Source organism: Promicromonospora sukumoe 327MFSha3.1, assembly GCF_000385135.1.
Lineage (GTDB): Bacteria > Actinomycetota > Actinomycetes > Actinomycetales > Cellulomonadaceae > Promicromonospora > Promicromonospora sukumoe_B.
In genome coordinates, this window is sequence record NZ_ARQM01000010.1 from 1000789 (window position 1) to 1018348 (window position 17560).

Annotated in this window: 16 protein-coding genes; 8 read left to right on the plus strand and 8 right to left on the minus strand. The window is 73.8% G+C overall.

Annotation, left to right across the window (positions count from 1 at the left end; genetic code table 11):
- Positions 1 to 36 precede the first annotated feature (36 nt).
- Positions 37 to 1095: an adenosine deaminase family protein gene (locus tag H291_RS0108150; RefSeq protein ID WP_020014493.1), complete on the plus strand. Its 1059-nt coding sequence runs from the start codon at positions 37 to 39 to the stop codon at positions 1093 to 1095.
- Between the two features lie 56 nt (positions 1096 to 1151).
- Here the strand turns inward: H291_RS0108150 and H291_RS0108155 are convergent, their stop codons facing one another.
- Positions 1152 to 1835: an SDR family NAD(P)-dependent oxidoreductase gene (locus tag H291_RS0108155; protein WP_020014494.1), complete on the minus strand. Its 684-nt coding sequence runs from the start codon at positions 1833 to 1835 to the stop codon at positions 1152 to 1154.
- 91 nt (positions 1836 to 1926) lie between these two features.
- Here H291_RS0108155 and H291_RS0108160 point away from each other — a divergent pair, with 91 nt between their 5' ends.
- From H291_RS0108160 to H291_RS0108170, 3 genes are read left to right on the plus strand one after another with little or no spacing between them, the layout of a single operon-like run.
- The gene (locus H291_RS0108160) at positions 1927 to 2766 is read left to right on the plus strand and encodes a helix-turn-helix domain-containing protein (protein WP_020014495.1); all 840 of its coding nucleotides are present in this window, start codon (positions 1927 to 1929) and stop codon (positions 2764 to 2766) included.
- A gap of 41 nt (positions 2767 to 2807) precedes the next feature.
- Complete coding sequence (locus H291_RS0108165) at positions 2808 to 3914, plus strand: GNAT family N-acetyltransferase (protein WP_020014496.1); 1107 nt, start codon at positions 2808 to 2810, stop codon at positions 3912 to 3914.
- A gap of 31 nt (positions 3915 to 3945) precedes the next feature.
- Complete coding sequence (locus H291_RS0108170) at positions 3946 to 5070, plus strand: GNAT family N-acetyltransferase (protein WP_020014497.1); 1125 nt, start codon at positions 3946 to 3948, stop codon at positions 5068 to 5070.
- On the opposite strand, the gene H291_RS0108175 is transcribed toward H291_RS0108170, so the two are convergent.
- Both H291_RS0108175 and H291_RS0108180 read right to left on the minus strand, forming a co-directional pair.
- Entirely contained in the window at positions 5067 to 5879 is an 813-nt protein-coding gene (locus tag H291_RS0108175; protein WP_020014498.1) for a TrmH family RNA methyltransferase, read from the minus strand. The two genes, H291_RS0108170 and H291_RS0108175, sit on opposite strands and share 4 nt — an antisense overlap.
- 56 nt (positions 5880 to 5935) lie before the next feature.
- Positions 5936 to 6706, minus strand: a complete 771-nt coding sequence (locus tag H291_RS0108180) for an enoyl-CoA hydratase-related protein (protein WP_020014499.1) — start codon at positions 6704 to 6706, stop codon at positions 5936 to 5938.
- 60 nt (positions 6707 to 6766) lie between these two features.
- Here H291_RS0108180 and H291_RS0108185 point away from each other — a divergent pair, with 60 nt between their 5' ends.
- Positions 6767 to 7945, plus strand: coding sequence for an acyl-CoA dehydrogenase family protein (locus H291_RS0108185; RefSeq protein ID WP_232216006.1), 1179 nt, complete (start codon positions 6767 to 6769; stop codon positions 7943 to 7945).
- On the opposite strand, the gene H291_RS0108190 is transcribed toward H291_RS0108185, so the two are convergent.
- The 5 genes from H291_RS0108190 to melA all read right to left on the minus strand — a co-directional run bounded on the left by H291_RS0108190 (position 7911) and on the right by melA (position 13004).
- A complete protein-coding gene (locus H291_RS0108190) occupies positions 7911 to 8501 on the minus strand; it encodes a TetR/AcrR family transcriptional regulator (RefSeq protein WP_020014501.1) in 591 nt (196 codons plus the stop codon). The two genes, H291_RS0108185 and H291_RS0108190, sit on opposite strands and share 35 nt — an antisense overlap.
- A 34-nt stretch (positions 8502 to 8535) precedes the next feature.
- Complete coding sequence (locus tag H291_RS0108195) at positions 8536 to 9372, minus strand: carbohydrate ABC transporter permease (RefSeq protein ID WP_020014502.1); 837 nt, start codon at positions 9370 to 9372, stop codon at positions 8536 to 8538.
- Positions 9369 to 10262 (minus strand): carbohydrate ABC transporter permease, encoded by an 894-nt coding sequence (locus H291_RS0108200; RefSeq protein WP_020014503.1) that lies wholly within the window; start codon positions 10260 to 10262, stop codon positions 9369 to 9371. The genes H291_RS0108195 and H291_RS0108200 overlap by 4 nt, the downstream gene beginning before the upstream one ends.
- The gene (locus tag H291_RS0108205; RefSeq protein WP_020014504.1) at positions 10246 to 11529 is read right to left on the minus strand and encodes an ABC transporter substrate-binding protein; all 1284 of its coding nucleotides are present in this window, start codon (positions 11527 to 11529) and stop codon (positions 10246 to 10248) included. The genes H291_RS0108200 and H291_RS0108205 overlap by 17 nt, the downstream gene beginning before the upstream one ends.
- Before the next feature lie 86 nt (positions 11530 to 11615).
- Positions 11616 to 13004, minus strand: a complete 1389-nt coding sequence (gene melA / locus H291_RS0108210; protein ID WP_020014505.1) for an alpha-galactosidase — start codon at positions 13002 to 13004, stop codon at positions 11616 to 11618.
- A 108-nt stretch (positions 13005 to 13112) separates the two neighbouring features.
- Here melA and H291_RS0108215 point away from each other — a divergent pair, with 108 nt between their 5' ends.
- The 3 genes from H291_RS0108215 to H291_RS0108225 all read left to right on the plus strand — a co-directional run bounded on the left by H291_RS0108215 (position 13113) and on the right by H291_RS0108225 (position 17550).
- Positions 13113 to 13970, plus strand: coding sequence for a helix-turn-helix domain-containing protein (locus H291_RS0108215; RefSeq protein WP_033325814.1), 858 nt, complete (start codon positions 13113 to 13115; stop codon positions 13968 to 13970).
- A 77-nt stretch (positions 13971 to 14047) separates the two neighbouring features.
- On the plus strand, positions 14048 to 15607 hold the full coding sequence (locus H291_RS0108220; RefSeq protein ID WP_026365533.1) for a carboxyl transferase domain-containing protein: 1560 nt from the start codon (positions 14048 to 14050) through the stop codon (positions 15605 to 15607).
- Positions 15607 to 17550 carry an acetyl/propionyl/methylcrotonyl-CoA carboxylase subunit alpha gene (locus H291_RS0108225; protein ID WP_020014508.1) on the plus strand — a complete coding sequence of 648 codons (1944 nt, stop codon included), beginning with the start codon at positions 15607 to 15609 and terminating at the stop codon, positions 17548 to 17550. The genes H291_RS0108220 and H291_RS0108225 overlap by 1 nt, the downstream gene beginning before the upstream one ends.
- Positions 17551 to 17560 lie beyond the last annotated feature (10 nt).

Sequence of the window (17560 nt, forward strand, 5' to 3'; positions counted from 1 at the left end):
ACGAACACTGAACCGACCGGCACCGCACTCGACCGCATGCCCAAGGTCGACCTGCACTGCCACCTCATCGGCACGGTCCGGGCCAGCACCTTCGCGGAGCTGGCCCGGCGCGAGGGCCTCGACCTGCCGGCCGAGCCCGAGCGCATCTTCGCCGACATCAACTCCCTGCCGCCGGACCCGGACCTGTACCGCGACACGCGCGTCCCCGTGCCGCAGGGCCGCAGCGCCGACGAGCCCGAGGTCTCCTACTCGCTGTTCCAGGCCTCCCGCTGGGTCACGCAGGTGCTGCGCGACGCGGACGACCTCACCAGGATCACGTACGAGGCGTTCGAGGCGGCGCACCGCACGAGCGCGACGCGCCACCTCGAGGTCTCCTTCGACGCGGTGCCCGAGCACCTGGCGTCCCTCGGCTACCTCGGCTCGGTCGAGGCCTACGCCGAGGGCATCCGGATGGCGGAGCGCGACTTCGGCATGTCGGGCCGGCTCATCGCCGCGATCGACCGGTCCGGCTCAGGCGAGGATGCGCTGGAGCGTGTGCGCACCGTCGTCGACCACCCGCACGAGTACGTGGCGGGCATCGGCCTGGACAACCTGGAGACCGCGGGTCCGCCCGAGCGGTTCGCGGCCGCCTACCGGCTCGCCGGCGAGGCGGGCCTGGGCCGTACCGCGCACTCCAGCGAGCACGCCCCGGTCGCCGTCAACACGATCACCTGCCTGGACGTGCTCGGCTGCGACCGCATCGACCACGGCTACTTCGTGCTGCAGGACGACGACGTGGTGGCGCGGGTGCGCGACGAGCAGGTGCCGTTCACGGTGATCTCCACGACGTCGCGCCGCTCGTGGCAGCCGTGGCGCCGGGCCTCCATCGCCAAGATGCTGGAGGCGGGGCTGAACGTGATCCCCGCCTCCGACGACCCGGGCATGTTCCCCACCACGCTGGCGGGGGAGTACCGCATCCTCGCCGACGACCTCGCCGTCCCGGACGAGCGGCTGCGCCAGATGGCGCTGGCCGGCGTCGAGGCGTCCTGGCTGCCGCCCGCCGAGAAGGCGGCGCTGCGCACGCGGTTCGAGAAGGAGCTCGCGGACCTCGCCTGAGGCCGCGCCCCGGCCCGCGGCCGGCCCGCGCCCGGACCGGCCGGCCGCCCCGGGACCTAGAACGGCAGCGTGCCGTTCTCGTCCTGGAGCGTGCCGGTCGGGCCGTCCGCGCCGAGCGTCGCCAGCCGCGCGACGACGGCGGCCGACTCGGCGGGCGTGCGGCCGATGCCGAACGACGCCGTCATGTCCGTGGCCGTCGTGCCGGGCTCGAGGGCGTTGAACCGGATGCCGGGGTGCGCCTTGGCGTACTGCACGGTCAGCATCGTGGCCGCCGCCTTGGACGCGGCGTACAGCGCGATCGGCAGGCCGAACTCCGGCCGCTCGGGGTTGGTCACCGCCCAGAACGACCCGGCGCTGCTGGACACCGTCACCACGTTGGGGCTCTCCGACCGGCGCAGCAGGGGGAGCGCCGCCTCGGTGACGCGCACGATGCCCACGGCATTGGTGTCGAACGACCGCAGTGCCGTGGGGCCGTCGAGGTTCGTGTCCAGGATGCCCGCGTTGTGCACCAGGACGTCGAGCCGGCCCGCCTCGGCGTCGACGGTCGCCAGCGCGGCGGCGACCGAGGCGTCGTCGGTCACGTCGAGCTGGACGAACCGCGCGCCCAGCTCCGCGGCGGCCTTCGCCCCGCGCCCGGCGTCGCGGGCGCCGATCCAGACGTCGTGGCCCGCGGCCAGCAGCAGGCGGGCGGTCTCGAACCCGATGCCCTTGTTGGCCCCGGTGATCAGCGTGACGGTCATGCGTTCCTCCAGAAATAGGTGGCCCGGGCGGGCCGTTGGGAACGTTATGAGCGGCGACCACGACCAGCCAGGACCCTCCCGAGCCGGGGGAGTGACAGGACCCCCTCGGCGCGCGTCGGCCAACCGGCTCGGCGCCTACCTGCGGGCCCGGCGCGAGCTGGTCACGCCCCGGCAGGCGGGCCTGCCCGACGCCGGCGGCCGGCGCGTGCCCGGGCTGCGGCGCGAGGAGGTCGCGATGCTGGCCGGCATCAGTGCCGACTACTACCTGAGGCTGGAGCGCGGCCGCGACCGCCACCCGTCGGTCGCGGTCCTGGAGTCCCTCGCGCGCGTGCTCCGCCTCGACGACGACCACTTCGCCCACCTGCTGTCCCTGGTCGCCGAGGCGCCCCGGCACCGCTTGCCCCGGCCCCGCGCGCAGACCGTGCCCGACGGCGCCCGCAAGCTCCTCGGCTCCCTGGTGCAGCCCGCGTTCATCGAGAGCAGGTACTTCGACGTGCTGGCCTCCAACGACCTGGCCCGCGCGATCGACCCGCACCTCGCCGTCGGCGGCAACCAGCTCCGCGACCTGTTCCTGGACCCGTCCGTGCGGGCGCTGTACCCCGAGTGGGCGAACGTCACCGAGTGCTTCGTGGCCAGCCTGCGGCAGGCGGCAGGCAGCGACGTCGACGACCCCCGGTTCGTCGAGCTCACCGGCGAGCTGTCCGCGGCCAGCGGCCGCTTCCGCGAGCTCTGGGCGCGCCACGAGGTGCGCGGGCAGCGCGGCACCCCGCTGCGCATCGCGCACCCCGAGGTCGGCGACCTGACCGTCAACCGTGAACGGCTGAGCATCGCCGGCGCCGAGGACCTCATGCTCGTCGTCTACCACCCGGACGCCGGGTCCGCCGACGCCGACAAGCTCGCCCGCCTGGTCCCGGTGGGCGCCGGCGCGTAAATCCCGTGGCCCACGGCACTCCCGTCGCCTAGCGTGACGGCATGTCCCCACCCGTACGCGCGACCATCGGCGACCGCGCGGCCGCGCCGTCCGTCCTGCCCCACCCGACCGCGGGCGGCCTCACCTGGCGCCCCTGGACGCGGGCCGACGTGCCCGCGCTGGCCGTGCTGATGCGCGCCGTCCAGGAGGCCGACGGCCGCGACTGGTTCACGTCCGCCGACGAGATCGCCGAGAGCTTCGACGCCCCGGTGTTCGACGCCGACGCCGACACCCTCGTCGGCCTGGACGCGGACGGCGCGCCGCTGGCCTACGCCTGGGTCGAGCGCTTCCCGACCGACGGCGTCGACCTGCTGCGGGCCACCCTGGTCGGCGGAGTCCACCCCGACCGCCGCGGCCAGGGCATCGGCACCCAGCTCCTCGCCTGGGCGACGGGCCGCGCCCGGCAGGCGCTCGCGGCCTCCGACGGCGACCCGCGGCTGGCCGGGCTGCCCGCCCGGATCGCCGTGGACCTCATGGACACCGACCCGCCCGAGCGGCGCGACCTGCTGCGCGCCGGCGGGTTCGAGCCCGTGCGCTACTACGCCAACCTGCTGCGCGACCTCGCCGCGCCCGTGCCCGCCGTCGGGCTGGAGCCGCCGCTGCGCCTGGTCCCGTGGACCGACGCCCTGGAGGACGCCACCCGCCTGGCACGCAACGACGCGTTCCGGGACCACTGGGGCAGCCAGCCGCGCACGCCCGAGTCCTGGCGGGCGCACCGCAGCTCGTTCGCGCCGGACTGGTCGTTCGTCGTGGTCGACGAGTCGGTGCGCTACCCGGGCTCCGAGCACGAGCAGCCCGGAGACCTGACCGTGCCGCCCGGCACGCCCTACGTCGTCGGCCTGCACCGGGCCGGGCGGTACGAGGACGACTGGGCGACGCAGGGCTACACCGCCGGCTACACCGAGCTGCTGGGCGTGCGCCGCGCCTACCGCGGCCGCCGCATCGCCGTCGCGCTGCTCACCCACGCCATGCGCGTCTACGCCGACGACGGCATGCAGCACGCCGAGCTCGACGTCGACACCGACAACCCGACCGGCGCCCCCGCGCTGTACGCCCGGCTGGGCTACACCAAGAGCGACGGCTCCACGCTGTACGCCATCGAGCTGTGAACACCCCGACCTGAACCCTGAAGGAAGCACCATGAGCACCGAGACCGACGAGCCCGCCGCCCTCGCTCCGATCGCCGACCGCGCCGCCGCCCCGGCGGCCGTGACCGTGCCCACCGCGGGCAACCTCACCTGGCGCCCCGCCACGCGCGAGGACGTGCCCGTGTGGCTCGCCCTGCGCAACCTCATCGCCCGCGCCGACGCCGAGCCCTACCTCGAGACCGCCGAGGAGCTCGAGGAGATCTTCGACGGCGCCTGGCGCGACATGACCCGCGACTCCCTGCTCGGCTTCGACGCCGACGGCGCCCTCGTGGCCTGGGGCTACGTCGCCGGCCCGCCCGGAGACGTCACCACCGTGCGCGCCTTCACCTGGGGCGGCGTGCACCCCGACCGCCGCGGCGAGGGCATCGGCCGCGAGGTGCTGGCCTGGTCGATCGGCCGCGCCCGGCAGATGCTCGCGGAGTCCGGCAAGGACGTGCCCGCCCGCATCGCCGTGTTCGCCGAGGACAACGGCCCGGCCGGCAAGATCCGCCTGTACGAGCGGGCCGGCATGTCGGTGCGCCGCTACTACTCCGACCTGGCCCGCCCCCTGACCGGGCCCGACGCCGCGCCCGTGCCCGAGGTCCCGCTGTCCGGCTCCCTGCGGCTCGTGCCCTGGTCCGAGGAGCTCGACGAGGCCTCGCGCCTCGCGCACAACGACGCGTTCCGCGACCACTGGGGCAGCCAGCCGCAGAACCGCGACCAGTGGGCCGAGCGCGCCGGCTTCGCGCCGCAGTGGTCCTTCCTCGTGGTCGACGACGCCCCCGACGTCGACGCGCTGCTGGCCTCGCCCGACACCGACCCCGACACCGCCGCCGCGCTGCGGGCCGGCGAACCGCTCGTGGTGGGCTACGAGCTCGCCGGCCACTACCCCGAGGACTTCGCCGTGCGCGGGTACTCGTTCGGGTACACGGACATCCTCGGCGCGCGCCGCGCCTACCGAGGCCGCAAGGCCGCGCTCGCGGCGCTCGCGGCGGGCATGCGGGCCTTCGCGGCCGACGGCATGGAGTACGCCGCGCTCGACGTCGACACCGCGAACCCGAGCGGGGCGCACGGCCTGTACGCGAGCCTGGGCTACACGAAGACGACGGGCAGCCGCATGCTCTCGATCGAGCTCTAGCGCGCCAGGCGCTGGCGCCTCGCCTCGTAGAGGATCACCGTGGCCGCGTTCGCGGCGTTGAGCGAGCTCGCCGATCCCGTCATCGGGATGCTCAGCGTCACGTCCGCCGCGTCGCGCCACGACTGGGTCAGGCCCGCCGTCTCGTTGCCGACCAGCAGCAGCACCGGCTGGGTCAGGTCGTAGGCGGAGACGTCGGCGTCGCCGTGCTCGTCCGTGGCCACGACCATCAGGGGGAGCCCGGCGGCCCGGCGCTCGGCGACCCAGTCCATGACCTCCGCCGTGGACGGCGAGCGCACCACCGGCGTCGCGAAGAACGATCCCGTGCTGGCGCGTACAGACTTGGGGTCGTAGGCGTCGGCGGCGTGCCCCGTGGTGATCACGCCGTGGGCACCGAACGCGTCGGCCGACCGCACGATCGCGCCGATGTTGCCCGGCTGCGTGGGCCGGTCGAACACGACCCCGAGGAAGTCGGGCCCGGCTTCGATGCGGTCCAGGTCGTCGGGCCGCATCGCCAGCACGGCGAGCAGCTCGGCGTCCTCCTTCTCGGCGAGCTCGGCCAGCAGGTCGGGCGCCATCTTGACGTGCTCGGTGTGCGGGTGCGCCGCGAGCAGGTCCCGGGCCCACTGCGAGAGCCGGCGCTCGGCGTCGTACAGCAGGGCGCGGACCTCCCAGCCGTGCTCGACGGCCATGCTGATCGGCCGCACGCCCTGCACCAGGAACTCGCCGGCGCGGTGCCGCTTGTTGCGGTTCGTCACGAGGGTCGTCAGCTGCTGGAAGCGTGCGTTGCGCTGGGAGATCCGGGTAGCCACGCCCCCATCCAACACCGTCGCGGCCCCCACCGTCGCAGCCGACGCCGTGCTGCGGCTCAGCGCGCCAGCAGCTTCTCCATCGCCGCCCGCGCCCGCGGCGAGGCGAACAGGTCCGCCGACGAGGTCACGACGTCGTCCACGCGCGCGTCGAAGCGCGCCAGCGTGTCCGCGTTGAGCAGCTCCTTGGTCGCGGCCAGCCCCTGAGGGTCGGCGGCGGCCAGGCCGTCGAGGACGGCGTTCACCTCCGCGTCGAGAGCCTCAGCCGGCACCGCGCTCGTCACCAGCCCCCACCCAGCCGCCTCGGCGGCGGTGAACTGCGCCCCCGTGAGGAACGTGCGCTGCGCGGCCCGCGGCGTCATCCGCGGCAGCACGGCGAGCGAGATGACGGCGGGCGCGAGCGCCAGGCGCGCCTCGGTGAAGGCGTAGGTGATGTGGTCGGCGCTGACCGCGACGTCGCACGCGGCGACGAGCCCGATCCCGCCCGCCCGGACCGGCCCGTGCACCCGCGCGACCACGGGCTTGGGCAGGGCGAGGAGGTCGCGCAGCACGTCGGCGAGGCGGCGCGCGGACGCCGTCATGCCGTCGGCCAGGGCCTCGGTGAGGTCGGCGCCGGAGCAGAACGCGGGGCCGCTGGCCGCCAGCACGACGGCGTGCACGTCGTCGTGGGCGGCGCGGTCGAGGGCGGCCCGCAGCCCGTCGAGCAGGGCGGCGGACAGGGCGTTGCGCCGCCGGGGCGCGTCGAGCGTGATGCGGGCGTGCGGGACGGGCGGCGCGTCGCTTCGCGACGGCGCGACGACGTCGTAGGTGACCTGGTTGTGGTCGGTCATCGAGAAGTCCTCCGGGTGGGGCCTGGCGCTGTGAGGTTAATGGTGGTTAACCTCTGTGACATGCGCAACATGCATACCTCACCAGAGCACCCGGAGCACACCAAGCTCCGGGACGCGGTACGTGACTACGCCGACCGCGAGATCGCGCCCCACATCGCCCGATGGGACAGGGAATGTCGCCTGCCCGTCGAGGTGGTGCACCAGATGGGGGAGCTGGGCCTGTTCGGCCTGACCGCCCCGGAGGAATACGGAGGGTCCGACCTCGGGCTCACCGGGCTCAGCATCGCCGTCGAGGAGATCGGCCGCGTGGACCAGTCCGTCGGCATCACGCTCGGGGCCGGCGTCGGCCTCGGCGTCGGCAGCCTGCTGGCGTACGGGACCGACGAGCAGAAGGAGACCTGGCTGCCCGACCTGATCGCCGGCCGGACCCTCGGCTCGTTCGGCCTGACCGAACCCGGCGCGGGCAGCGACGCCAACGCCATGTCCACCACCGCCGAGCTGACGGACGGCCAGTGGGTGGTCAACGGCGCCAAGCAGTTCATCACCAACTCCGGCACGCCCATCACCAGCCTCTGCACCGTCGCGGCGCGCACCGGCACCCGGCCGGACGGCAGCCCGGAGCTGTCCGCGATCATCGTCCCCAACGACACCCCGGGGTTCGTCGTCGAGCCCCTGCACGACAAGATGAGCTGGCGCGCGTGCGACACCCACCCGCTGCGCTTCGAGAACGTGCGCGTGCCCGAGGCGAACCTGCTGGGGGAGCGGGGCAACGGCTTCAAGCAGCTCATGCTCTGCCTCAACACCGGCCGCGTGGCCGTCGCGGCGCTCGCGACCGGCTGCATCCAGGCCATGCTGGACCTGACGGTGGAGCACGCCGGTGTGCGCCCCACGTTCGGCGGCCCGATCGGGCGCAAGCAGGGCGTGGCGTTCCAGGTCGCCGACATCGAGGTCATGCTCCAGGCCAGCCGGGCACTCACGTACCGGGCCGCGGCGCTGAAGGACTCGGGGGCGCCGCTCGACGAGTTCCGGCGCGCCTCCTCGGTCGCCAAGCTCTACGCCACGGAGTCGGCGGTGACGGCCACGCGCATCGCGGCGCAGGTCTTCGGCGGCTACGGCGTCATGGAGGACGGGCCGATCGCCCGGTTCTACCGGGACGCGAAGGTGCTGGAGATCGGCGAGGGCACGTCCGAGCTGCAGCGCATGCTCATCGCGCGGGGGCTGGGTCTGCCGGTGGAGTGAGCTCCGCCGGAGCGAGCAGGGCGGCGTGCGCCATGCGGGTCAGCAGGGCCCGCATGGCGGCGCGCCCGATCCGGGCGCTGTGCGGCGTGGAGTTGAGCAGGCCGAAGGCGGCCTGCACGGCGGCCCGCGCCTCGGTCCCGCCGAGGTCGGGGCGCAGCGGGCGCAGCGCGTCGGTCCAGACGTCGATGTAGGCGAGCTGGTGCTTGCGCACCTGGGCACGGGCCTCCGTGCCCAGGACGCCCCACTCGCGCTCCTGGATGACGATGAGCGCGGGGTTGTCGAGCGCGAAGTCGGCGTGCCGGTCGATCAGCGCGGCGAGCGCGCCGTCGGCCGCCGCGGGGTCGGGGAGCAGCTCGCGTGCCCCGGCCAGGAGCTGGTCGGAGGCGTGCAGCAGGCACTGCCCGAGGATGTCCTCCTTGCTGGCGAAGTGCTTGTAGAGGGCCGGGCCGGAGATGCCGACGGCCGCCCCGATGTCGCCCATGGAGACGCCGTGGAAACCACGGGCGGCGAACAGGTCGGCTGCCGTGCTCAGGATCTGCTGCCTGCGCGGGGTCACCGGTGCAGTCTACGAGCGCGGCCGTCGGCGGCGGCTACTTGATCCCCGTGCTGGCGATGCCCTGCACGAACGTGCGCTGGAACACCAGGAACACCACGAGCAGCGGCACCACGGCGACGGTCGCGACCGCCATCACCGCACCCCAGGGGGAGGTGAACGCGGGGTTGTTGGTCAGCGTGGACAGCCCGACGGGCACGGTCAGGCTCTCGTTGCCCTGCAGCACCACGAGCGGCCACAGGAAGTCGTTCCACCGGTTCATGAACCCGAGGATGACGAGCACGCCGACCAGCGGCCAGCAGGTCGGCAGCACCACGCGGAAGAACGTGCGCAGCTCCCCGGCGCCGTCCAGCCGGGCCGCCTCGATGAGCGCGTCGGGCACCCCCAGCATGAACTGCCGGGCGATGAAGATGCCGACGACGTCGAACAGCGTCGGCAGGATCACCGCCCACGGCGAGTCGACCAGCCCGAGGCGTGCCGTCACGAGGAACGCGGGCACGAGCGTGACCTGGATCGGGATCATGATCGTCACCAGGAACGCCGCGTACAGCAGCCCGCGGCCGCGGAACCGGTACTTGGCGAGCGCGTACCCGGCGCCGAGCGACACGCACACCGACAGCGCGGTGCCCACGGAGGCGACGAAGAACGAGTTGCCGAGCCACTGCCACACGGGCTGCTGGGCGAACACCTCGGTGAAGTTGTCCGTGGTCGGCGCGTCGGGCCACAGGTAGAACTCGCTGCTCTGCGACTGGCCGCCCGGCGTGAGCGCCGAGACGACCATCCAGTACAGCGGGAACACGACGAGGGCGGCGACGGCGGTCAGGGCCGCGGTGAGCAGCCAGCGCCGGGTGCGTCGTTCGCTGGTCCGGGTCACAGGAGCTCCTCCGCTCGCCTGGTGGCCCGCTGCCGCAGCAGCGTGAACACCAGCAGGATCAGCACGAGGAGCAGGCCGAGCGCGGCCGCGTACCCCATGCGGGCGTCGGCGAACGCCGACCGGAACACGTACTGGATGAGCACGGTGGTCGAGAACCCGGGCCCGCCGCCGGTCATCACGTAGATGACGTCGAAGGCCTGGAGCGAGAACACGACGTTGAGGATGAGCAGGATCGACGTGGTCGGCGCCAGCATCGGCACCGTCAGACGCCGGAACCGCTGCCAGCCGCTCGCGCCGTCGATCGCGGCGGCCTCGCGCAGCTCCGCGGGGATCGACTGGAGCGCCCCGAGGTAGATCACCATGCAGAACCCGATCCGGGTCCAGACCACCACGACGATGAGCGTGAGCATCGCGGTGCGCGGCGACGTCAGCCACGGCAGGCCGCCGAGGCCCAGGGCGGCCAGCGCGTTGTTGGCCACGCCGTAGTCGGGGTTGAAGATCCACGACATGATGACGCCGACCACGACGCCGGCGGCGACCATCGGCACGAAGAACAGGGCGCGCAGCACGCCGCGGCCCGGCAGCGGCCGGTTCAGGGCCACCGCCAGCGCGAGGCCGATGGCCATCGCGGTGGGCACGGTGCCGACGGTGAAGAGCACCGTGTTCCACAGCGCGGTGCGCAGGAGGGGGTCGCCCAGCATCGTCTCGTAGTTCGCGGTGCCGACCCACTCGCCGTCGCCGAGCGTGGCCGTGTCCTGGAAGGACAGAGCGATCGCGATGACGATGGGCAGCAGCGAGAACGCCAGGAACAGCAGGGCCGCGGGCCCGGCGAAGACGTACGGCGCCCAGCGGGCGCGCCGTCGCGGCGGGGACTCAACGTGTGGTGACACTGCGCATCGCCTCCGTCATCTGGGCGCCGGACTGCGCCGGGGTGAGCTCGCCGAGCAGGCACAGGTCGAGGTAGTCGGCGAACACCGAGTTGAGCGAGCTGAAGTACCGGCCGGACTCCGCCCGCACCATCGACAGCGGGATGGTCCCGGCCTGGTCGATGAACTGCTGCATGGTGTCCGCGTGCCGTTCGTAGCCGATGTCGGCGGCGTCGAGCGAGGAGCGGGCGGGCAGCCAGTTGCCGCGCCGGCAGAACTCGACCACGTTGGCGCGGCTGGTGATGTGCGCGACGAGCTCGGCGGCCAGCTCCGGGTGCTTGCTGGACCTCGTGACGGCCAGGGCGTTGCCGCCCAGGTCGGATGCCTCGCCGGTGTTGCGGATCATGGGCGCGGTGCCCCACTCGTCGGGCAGGCCCTCGTCGAGGGCGGCGATCGACTCCGGGTTGTCGAGCATCAGCCCGATCTGCCCGGTGAGGAACAGGTCGCGGGCCACGGCCCCGCCGCCGGACTTGCTCATGTTCGCCGGCGACACGAGGCCCTCCGCGTACCAGCGGCGGCCGAAGGCCAGCGCCTCGATGGCCTCGGGGCTGTCCATGGAGGGCGTCTCGCCGTCCTCACCGAGAAAGGCGCCGCCGTTCTGGTAGACGATCGGCAGCCAGCGGTACGCCGTCTCCGGGCCGCTCCAGCCGTAACCGAACCCGTAGCCGCCCGTCACCCGGCGGGCCTCGCGGGCGATCTGGAGGAACTCGTCCCAGTGCCAGGCCTCGTCGAGCGACGCCGGGGCCGGGACGCCGATCTGGTCCAGCACGCCCCGGTGGTAGTAGGTGATGAAGTTGTCGGTGTGCTGGAAGACGCCGAACAGGCCGTCCTCCTTGGCGCCGATCGCCCAGAACGGCTCGGAGTAGTCGTCCCGGTAGTCGGCGGGCACGGCGCCCGTGAGGTCCACCAGGCTGCCGTTCGCGGCGTAGCGGCCGATCTGCTGGGGCGTGATGCGGATGATGTCGGGCGCGAGGTCGGCCGCGAGCCGCGTGATGAACCACTGGTGGAACTGCCCGGTGGTCACCTCGACCGCGACGCTGGTGCCGGGGTGGCTCGCCACGAACTCGTCGGCGATCGCCTGGTAGGACTCCAGGTCGAGCGGGATGTTCCACGAGGACAGGCGCAGGTGCTTGGTCCCGGTCGGGGCGCCGGTGCAGGCCGCGAGCGCGCCCGCCACGCTGATCCCCGCCACCGCGATGAACGCGCGGCGGGACAGCCCATGGGTCGGCATGTCGTCTCCTCTTCGTCGAGGGTGGTGCTGATGTCTCGGTGGGGGGCCGGTGGCCCCGGGCGCCGTCGCCCGGGGCCACCGGGTGGTCAGTGCGCCGGGACGGCGGGCGCGAGCGCGGCGGGCAGCAGGGCGGCGTGGGCCGCGAGCAGCTCGTCGGTCATGGCGCGGATCTGCTCCAGCGTGCAGTGGGCGGAGGTGAGCGGGTCGAGCGCGACGGCGTGGTGCACGTGCTCGACGTCGCCGGTCAGCGCCGCGCGCACGGCGAGGGTCTGCACGTTGACGTTGGTGCGGTTGATCGCGGCGAGCTGCGGCGGCAGGTCGCCGAGACTGGTGGGCTGCACCCCGTTGGCGTCCACGAGGCAGGCGACCTCGACGCAGGCGTCGTCGGGCAGGTTGGTGATGACCCGCCCCGCGTTCGGCACGTTGCCGTAGACGACGGCGGGCACCCCGGTGACGACGGCGTTGACGATGGACGCCCCGTACTCGACGGACGGCGTCAGGTCGGCCTTGAGCCGCTCGAGCTGCTCGTCGACGTCGCCCTGCTCGTCGTGCGCGGCGCAGATCTCGTAGTAGTCCCAGCGCTCCGGGATGTACTCCTTGGTGGTGGCGTCGTCCTTGCGGAACCACGGCACGTACTCGGAGGCGTGGTGGCTGGACTCGGTCTCGAAGTACCCGAAGTGGTTCATCAGCGTGGTGCGCACCTGCTCGTTGCCGCCCTCGTAGGTGCTGGCGGCGAGCGCGGCGTCGGAGTGGTCGCCGTCGTCGGTCAGGAGGTCCGCGGCCGCGCGGCCGCGCTGGTGGCGCTCCTTCATCACCTCACGCAGGCGGGGGTAGACGTCCTCGGCGCCGTGCCGGAACTCCAGGATCCACGCCTGGTGGTTGATGCCGGCGCAGCGGTAGGACACCTCGTCGTACGGGAGGCCGAGCGTGCGCGCGAGCATGCGGGTGGTGCCCTGCACGGAGTGGCACAGGCCGACCGTGCTCAGGCCGAGCGCGTTGAGGTACGCGGTGGCCATGGCCATCGGGTTGGCGTAGTTGATGAACTGGGCGCCGGGGCACAGCTCCAGGGCGTCGGCGGCGATGTCCTGGTAGGCGCGCACGGAGCGCAGGAACCGGAAGACGCCGCCCGGCCCGACCGTGTCGCCGACGGTCTGGTCGACGCCGTACCGGCGCGGGATCTCGACGTCGTGCCGGTAGGACTCCACGCCGCCCACCTGGAACGTGATGATCACGAAGTCGGCGTCGGCCAGGGCCGCGCGCCGGTCGGTGGTCTGCTCGACGACGGTCGGCAGGCCGTGGTGGTCCACGAGCTCGCGGGCGGCGCCCGCCACCCGGTCGAGGCGGCCCGCGTCGAGGTCCATGAGCGTGAGCGTGGCCCCCTGCAGGGCGGGGAAGCTGAGCAGGTCGCCGATGAGGCGGAACGGGAACACGAAGCCGCCGGCGCCGATGATGGTGATCTTCGGTGAATGAGCCATGCGGCGACGCTAGGTCCGAGGATGCCGGTGAGACCTCCGGCTGCGTGCCCGCCGTCTCCGGGATCCTTCGACCGGCGCCCGCGCGGGGCGGGCCCCTATGCTGCCCGGATGGTGCTCGCGGACGACGAGGTCGAGCTGGACGAGGCCGCCCTGTGGGTGCGGCACGGCGTGCCGCCCGTGATGGCGCGCCCGCACCGGCACGACGACCTGGAGCTCAACCTGGTGCACACCGGCCGGCTGGAGTACCTGTTCGGGGGCTCCGGCCTGCGGGTCGAGGCGGGGGAGGTCGCACTGTTCTGGGGCGGCACCCCGCACCAGCTCGTCCACCCGTGCACGACGCCGACCGACGTGTCCTGGGTGCACATCCCGCTCGCGGAGGTGCTGCGCTGGGCGCTGCCCACGGAGCACGTCGCGGTGCTGCTGAGCGCCCGGCCCGTCGTGGTGCCCGCGGCCGCGCTGGTGCGCGACGTCGCCGCGCTGTTCGCGAGCTGGCACCACGACGTCCTCGACGGCGGGCACCGCACGGTGGTCATGCTGGAGGCCCAGGCGTTCGTGCGGCGGGTGCTGGACAGCCCGGCCGGTCCCGCGGGCGCGGCCGGCACCGCGGGTCCGGGGCCCCAGGCCGCGGAGGTGTCCCTGTCCGGCGCCGCCGCCCGCGCCACGGCCATGGCGCAGTTCGTCGCGGAGCACTACCGCTCGCCGATCACCGCGACGGACGTGGCCCGCGCCGTGCACCTGAGCCCCAGTCACGCGATGACGCTGTTCAAGCGGGTGGTCGGCACCACGGTCGGCGCGTACATCGCGCGGTGCCGGGTCGCGGAGGCGCAGCGGCTGCTGATCACCTCGGACCGCACGGCCGCCGAGATCGCGCACGCCGCGGGGTTCACCGCGCAGAGCAGCTTCTACGACACGTTCCGCCAGGTGTGCGGCGTCGCCCCGGGCGACTACCGGCGCGGCTTCCGCTGACCCGGGACGCGCCGTCGGGCGCCGTCGTCGAACCCCAGGGGTTAACGATCATTAACCGGCGGGCTATGCTGCGGCACATGACCACCGACGTCGGCGTTGGACCGGATCTGCGCACCCTGACCGCGCAGCTGCGCGAACGGGTGGCGCGCGTGCGCCAGGGCGGTTCGCCCGAGGCGCGCGCCCGCCACACCGGGCGCGGCAAGCTGCTGGCCCGTGACCGGGTCGACCGCCTGCTCGACCCCGGCAGCCCCTTCCTGGAGATCGGGGCGCTCGCGGCCTACGACATGTACGGGGGCGAGTGGGCCGTGCCCAGCGCGGGCATCGTCACCGGGATCGGGCGCATCGCCGGGCGGCAGTGCGTCGTCGTCGCCAACGACGCCACCGTCAAGGGCGGCACGTACTACCCGGTCACCGTCAAGAAGCACCTGCGCGCCCAGCAGATCGCGGCCGAGAACCACCTGCCCTGCGTCTACCTCGTCGACTCCGGCGGCGCCTACCTGCCCATGCAGGACGAGGTGTTCCCCGACCGCGAGCACTTCGGGCGCATCTTCTACAACCAGGCCAACCTGTCGGCCCGCGGCATCCCGCAGGTCGCGGCCGTCATGGGCTCGTGCACCGCGGGCGGCGCGTACGTCCCCGCGATGAGCGACGAGGCCGTCATCGTGCGCGACCAGGGCACGATCTTCCTCGGCGGGCCGCCCCTGGTGCAGGCCGCCACGGGCGAGGTCGTCACCGCGGAGGAGCTGGGCGGCGGCGTCGTGCACACCACCACCTCCGGCGTCGCCGACCACCTGGCCGACGACGACGCCCACGCCCTGCGCATCGTGCGCGAGATCATCGCGACGACCCCGGCGCCCGCGCAGGTGCTCGACCGGGTGCCGCCCGAGGAGCCCGAGGCGGACCCCGACGGGCTCTACGACGTGCCCGCCGACCCGCGCACCCCGTACGACGTGCGCGACGTGATCCGCCGCATCGTCGACGGCTCGCAGCTCCAGGAGTTCAAGGCCCGCTATGGCGAGACGCTGGTCTGCGGCTTCGCGCGGATCGACGGCTACCAGGTCGGCATCGTCGCCAACAACGGCATCCTGTTCTCCGAGTCGGCGCTCAAGGGCGCGCACTTCGTGCAGCTCTGCGACCAGCGGCGCATCCCGCTGGTGTTCCTGCAGAACATCGCCGGGTTCATGGTCGGCAAGGAGTACGAGCACCGGGGCATCGCCAAGGACGGCGCCAAGCTCGTCACCGCCGTGGCCTGCACCTCCGTGCCCCGGTTCACCGTGGTGCTCGGCGGCTCGTTCGGCGCCGGCAACTACGGCATGAGCGGCCGCGCCTACGACCCCCGGTTCCTGTGGATGTGGCCCGGCGCCCGCATCTCGGTGATGGGCGGCGAGCAGGCGGCGTCCGTGCTGGCCACGGTCCGCAAGGACCTCGCCGACGCGCCGGCCGCCGACGTCGAGACCTTCAAGGCCCCGATCCGCGCCCAGTACGAGACCCAGGGCAACCCCTACTACGCCACGGCGCGCCTGTGGGACGACGGCGTGATCGACCCCGCCGACACCCGCCGCGTCCTCGCCCTCGGGCTGGCCGCCACGGCCGCCGCCCCGATCCCCGAGCCCTCCTACGGCATCTTCCGGATGTGATGACGATGCACACCCTCCTGATCGCCAACCGCGGCGAGATCGCCCTGCGGATCATCCGCACCGCCCGCCGCCTCGGGCTGCGCACCGTCGCCGTCCACTCCGACGCCGACACCGGCGCCCCGCACACCCGTGCCGCCGACGTCGCCGTCCGCCTCGGCCCGACGCCGCCCGCGGAGTCCTACCTGTCGATCCCCGCGCTGCTCGCCGCCGCCAAGGAGAGCGGCGCCGACGCCGTCCACCCCGGGTACGGGTTCCTGTCCGAGCGGGCCGAGCTCGCACGCGCCGTCGTCGGCGCCGGGCTCACCTGGGTGGGGCCGCCGCCCGAGGCGATGGACGCCATGGCGCGCAAGGACACGGCCCACCAGGTCGCCCGCAAGGCCGGCGTGCCGGTGCTGCACGCGCTCGGGAACGTCAGGGGCGGTGGATGGTTCGCCATGCAGGGAGACCTGTCCTTCCCGCTCCTGGTCAAGGCCGCCGCGGGCGGCGGCGGCAAGGGCATGCGCATCGTGCGCGCCGAGTCCGAGCTCGCCCCGGCGATCGCGGCGGCCGGGCGCGAGGCCGCCGCCGCGTTCGGCGACGACACCCTGCTGCTCGAACGGTTCGTCGAGCGCGGCCGGCACGTCGAGGTCCAGGTCCTCGCCGACGAGCACGGCAACGTCCTCCACCTGCACGAGCGCGACTGCTCGGCCCAGCGCCGGCACCAGAAGGTGCTGGAGGAGGCGCCAGCCCCCGGACTCGACCCGCTGCTGCGGCAGTGGCTGCACACGTGGGCCGTGGACCTGGCCCGCGAGGTCGGCTACACCGGGGTCGGCACCGCCGAGTTCCTCGTGGAGGAGGGAGCCACACCCGGCAACGGCGCCTGGTTCCTCGAGATGAACACCCGCCTCCAGGTCGAGCACCCCGTCACCGAGGAGGTCGTGCGCGTGGGCGGGCAGCGCATCGACCTCGTCGAGCAGCAGCTCCTGGTCGCCGCCGGCGAACCGCTCGGCTTCACGCAGGACGACGTCGCCGTCGTCGGCCACGCCATGGAGGCCCGGATCTACGCCGAGGACGCCTACGGCGGGTTCCTGCCGCAGGCCGGCACCGCGACCCGGGTGCGCTGGCCCGGCTCGCCCGGCATCCGGGTCGAGGCCGGGCTGGAGGACGGCACCGTCGTCCCCGCCGCCTACGACCCCATGGTCGGCAAGATCATCACCCGCGGCGCCGACCGCGAGGCCGCCCGCCAGGCCCTCGTCGACGCCCTCGACGACACCGCGATCGGCGGGCTCGTGACCAACACCGGGTTCGTGCGGGCGCTCGCGGACTCCGGCGCGTTCCGCGACGGCGAGGTGCACACCGCGTGGCTCGACACGCACGACCTGCCCGCGCCGGACCCGGGACCCGCGCTCGTCGCGGCGGCCTGGACGGTCGCCGCGGACGCCGCGCGCGACGGCGGCGACGGCTGGCGGCTCGCCGGGCCGCCCGCCGACACCTGGGTCGAGCTCGACGACGTCGTGCTGCGCGTGAGCACCGCCCGCGGCGAGGTGCGGCGCGACGGTGAGCCGCCGACGTCGTGCCGCGCGGCGGGTGGTTCCGGCGGCCTGGCGCTGCTGGAGCTCGACGGCGTCACGGCCCGGTTCGTGGTCGACGTGCGCCCGCGCTCGGTCGAGGTGAGCACCCGCGGGCACACGTTCCGGTTCACCCGGCCCGGGGGCTCCCGCGCCGCGGAGGCCGACCTGTCCGACGGCGTCGTCGTCGCCGCGATGCCCGGGTCCCTGACCCGCGTCGAGGTGCGCGACGGCGAGACCGTGACCGCCGGGCAGGCGCTCGGCGTGCTGGAGGCGATGAAGATGGAGCTGGCGCTGGTGGCGCCGTCCGACGGCGTGGTGCGCGTGCGCGCGGCCGCGGGGGAGCAGGTCGCGGCGCGGCAGGTGCTGTTCGTGCTGGAGGTGCCCGATGCCTGAGCCGATGCCT

Bases quoted from the DNA above. Each gene is read 5' to 3' on its own strand.
- H291_RS0108180 (WP_020014499.1), bottom strand. From the start codon at position 6,706: ATGACCGACCACAACCAGGTCACCTACGACGTCGTCGCGCCGTCGCGA.
- melA (WP_020014505.1), bottom strand. From the start codon at position 13,004: ATGGCTCATTCACCGAAGATCACCATCATCGGCGCCGGCGGCTTCGTG.
- H291_RS0108220 (WP_026365533.1), top strand. From the start codon at position 14,048: ATGACCACCGACGTCGGCGTTGGACCGGATCTGCGCACCCTGACCGCG.
- H291_RS0108170 (WP_020014497.1), top strand. From the start codon at position 3,946: ATGAGCACCGAGACCGACGAGCCCGCCGCCCTCGCTCCGATCGCCGAC.
- H291_RS0108150 (WP_020014493.1), top strand. From the start codon at position 37: ATGCCCAAGGTCGACCTGCACTGCCACCTCATCGGCACGGTCCGGGCC.
- H291_RS0108225 (WP_020014508.1), top strand. From the start codon at position 15,607: ATGACGATGCACACCCTCCTGATCGCCAACCGCGGCGAGATCGCCCTG.
- H291_RS0108165 (WP_020014496.1), top strand. From the start codon at position 2,808: ATGTCCCCACCCGTACGCGCGACCATCGGCGACCGCGCGGCCGCGCCG.
- H291_RS0108205 (WP_020014504.1), bottom strand. From the start codon at position 11,529: ATGCCGACCCATGGGCTGTCCCGCCGCGCGTTCATCGCGGTGGCGGGG.
- H291_RS0108185 (WP_232216006.1), top strand. From the start codon at position 6,767: ATGCGCAACATGCATACCTCACCAGAGCACCCGGAGCACACCAAGCTC.
- H291_RS0108215 (WP_033325814.1), top strand. From the start codon at position 13,113: ATGGTGCTCGCGGACGACGAGGTCGAGCTGGACGAGGCCGCCCTGTGG.
- H291_RS0108155 (WP_020014494.1), bottom strand. From the start codon at position 1,835: ATGACCGTCACGCTGATCACCGGGGCCAACAAGGGCATCGGGTTCGAG.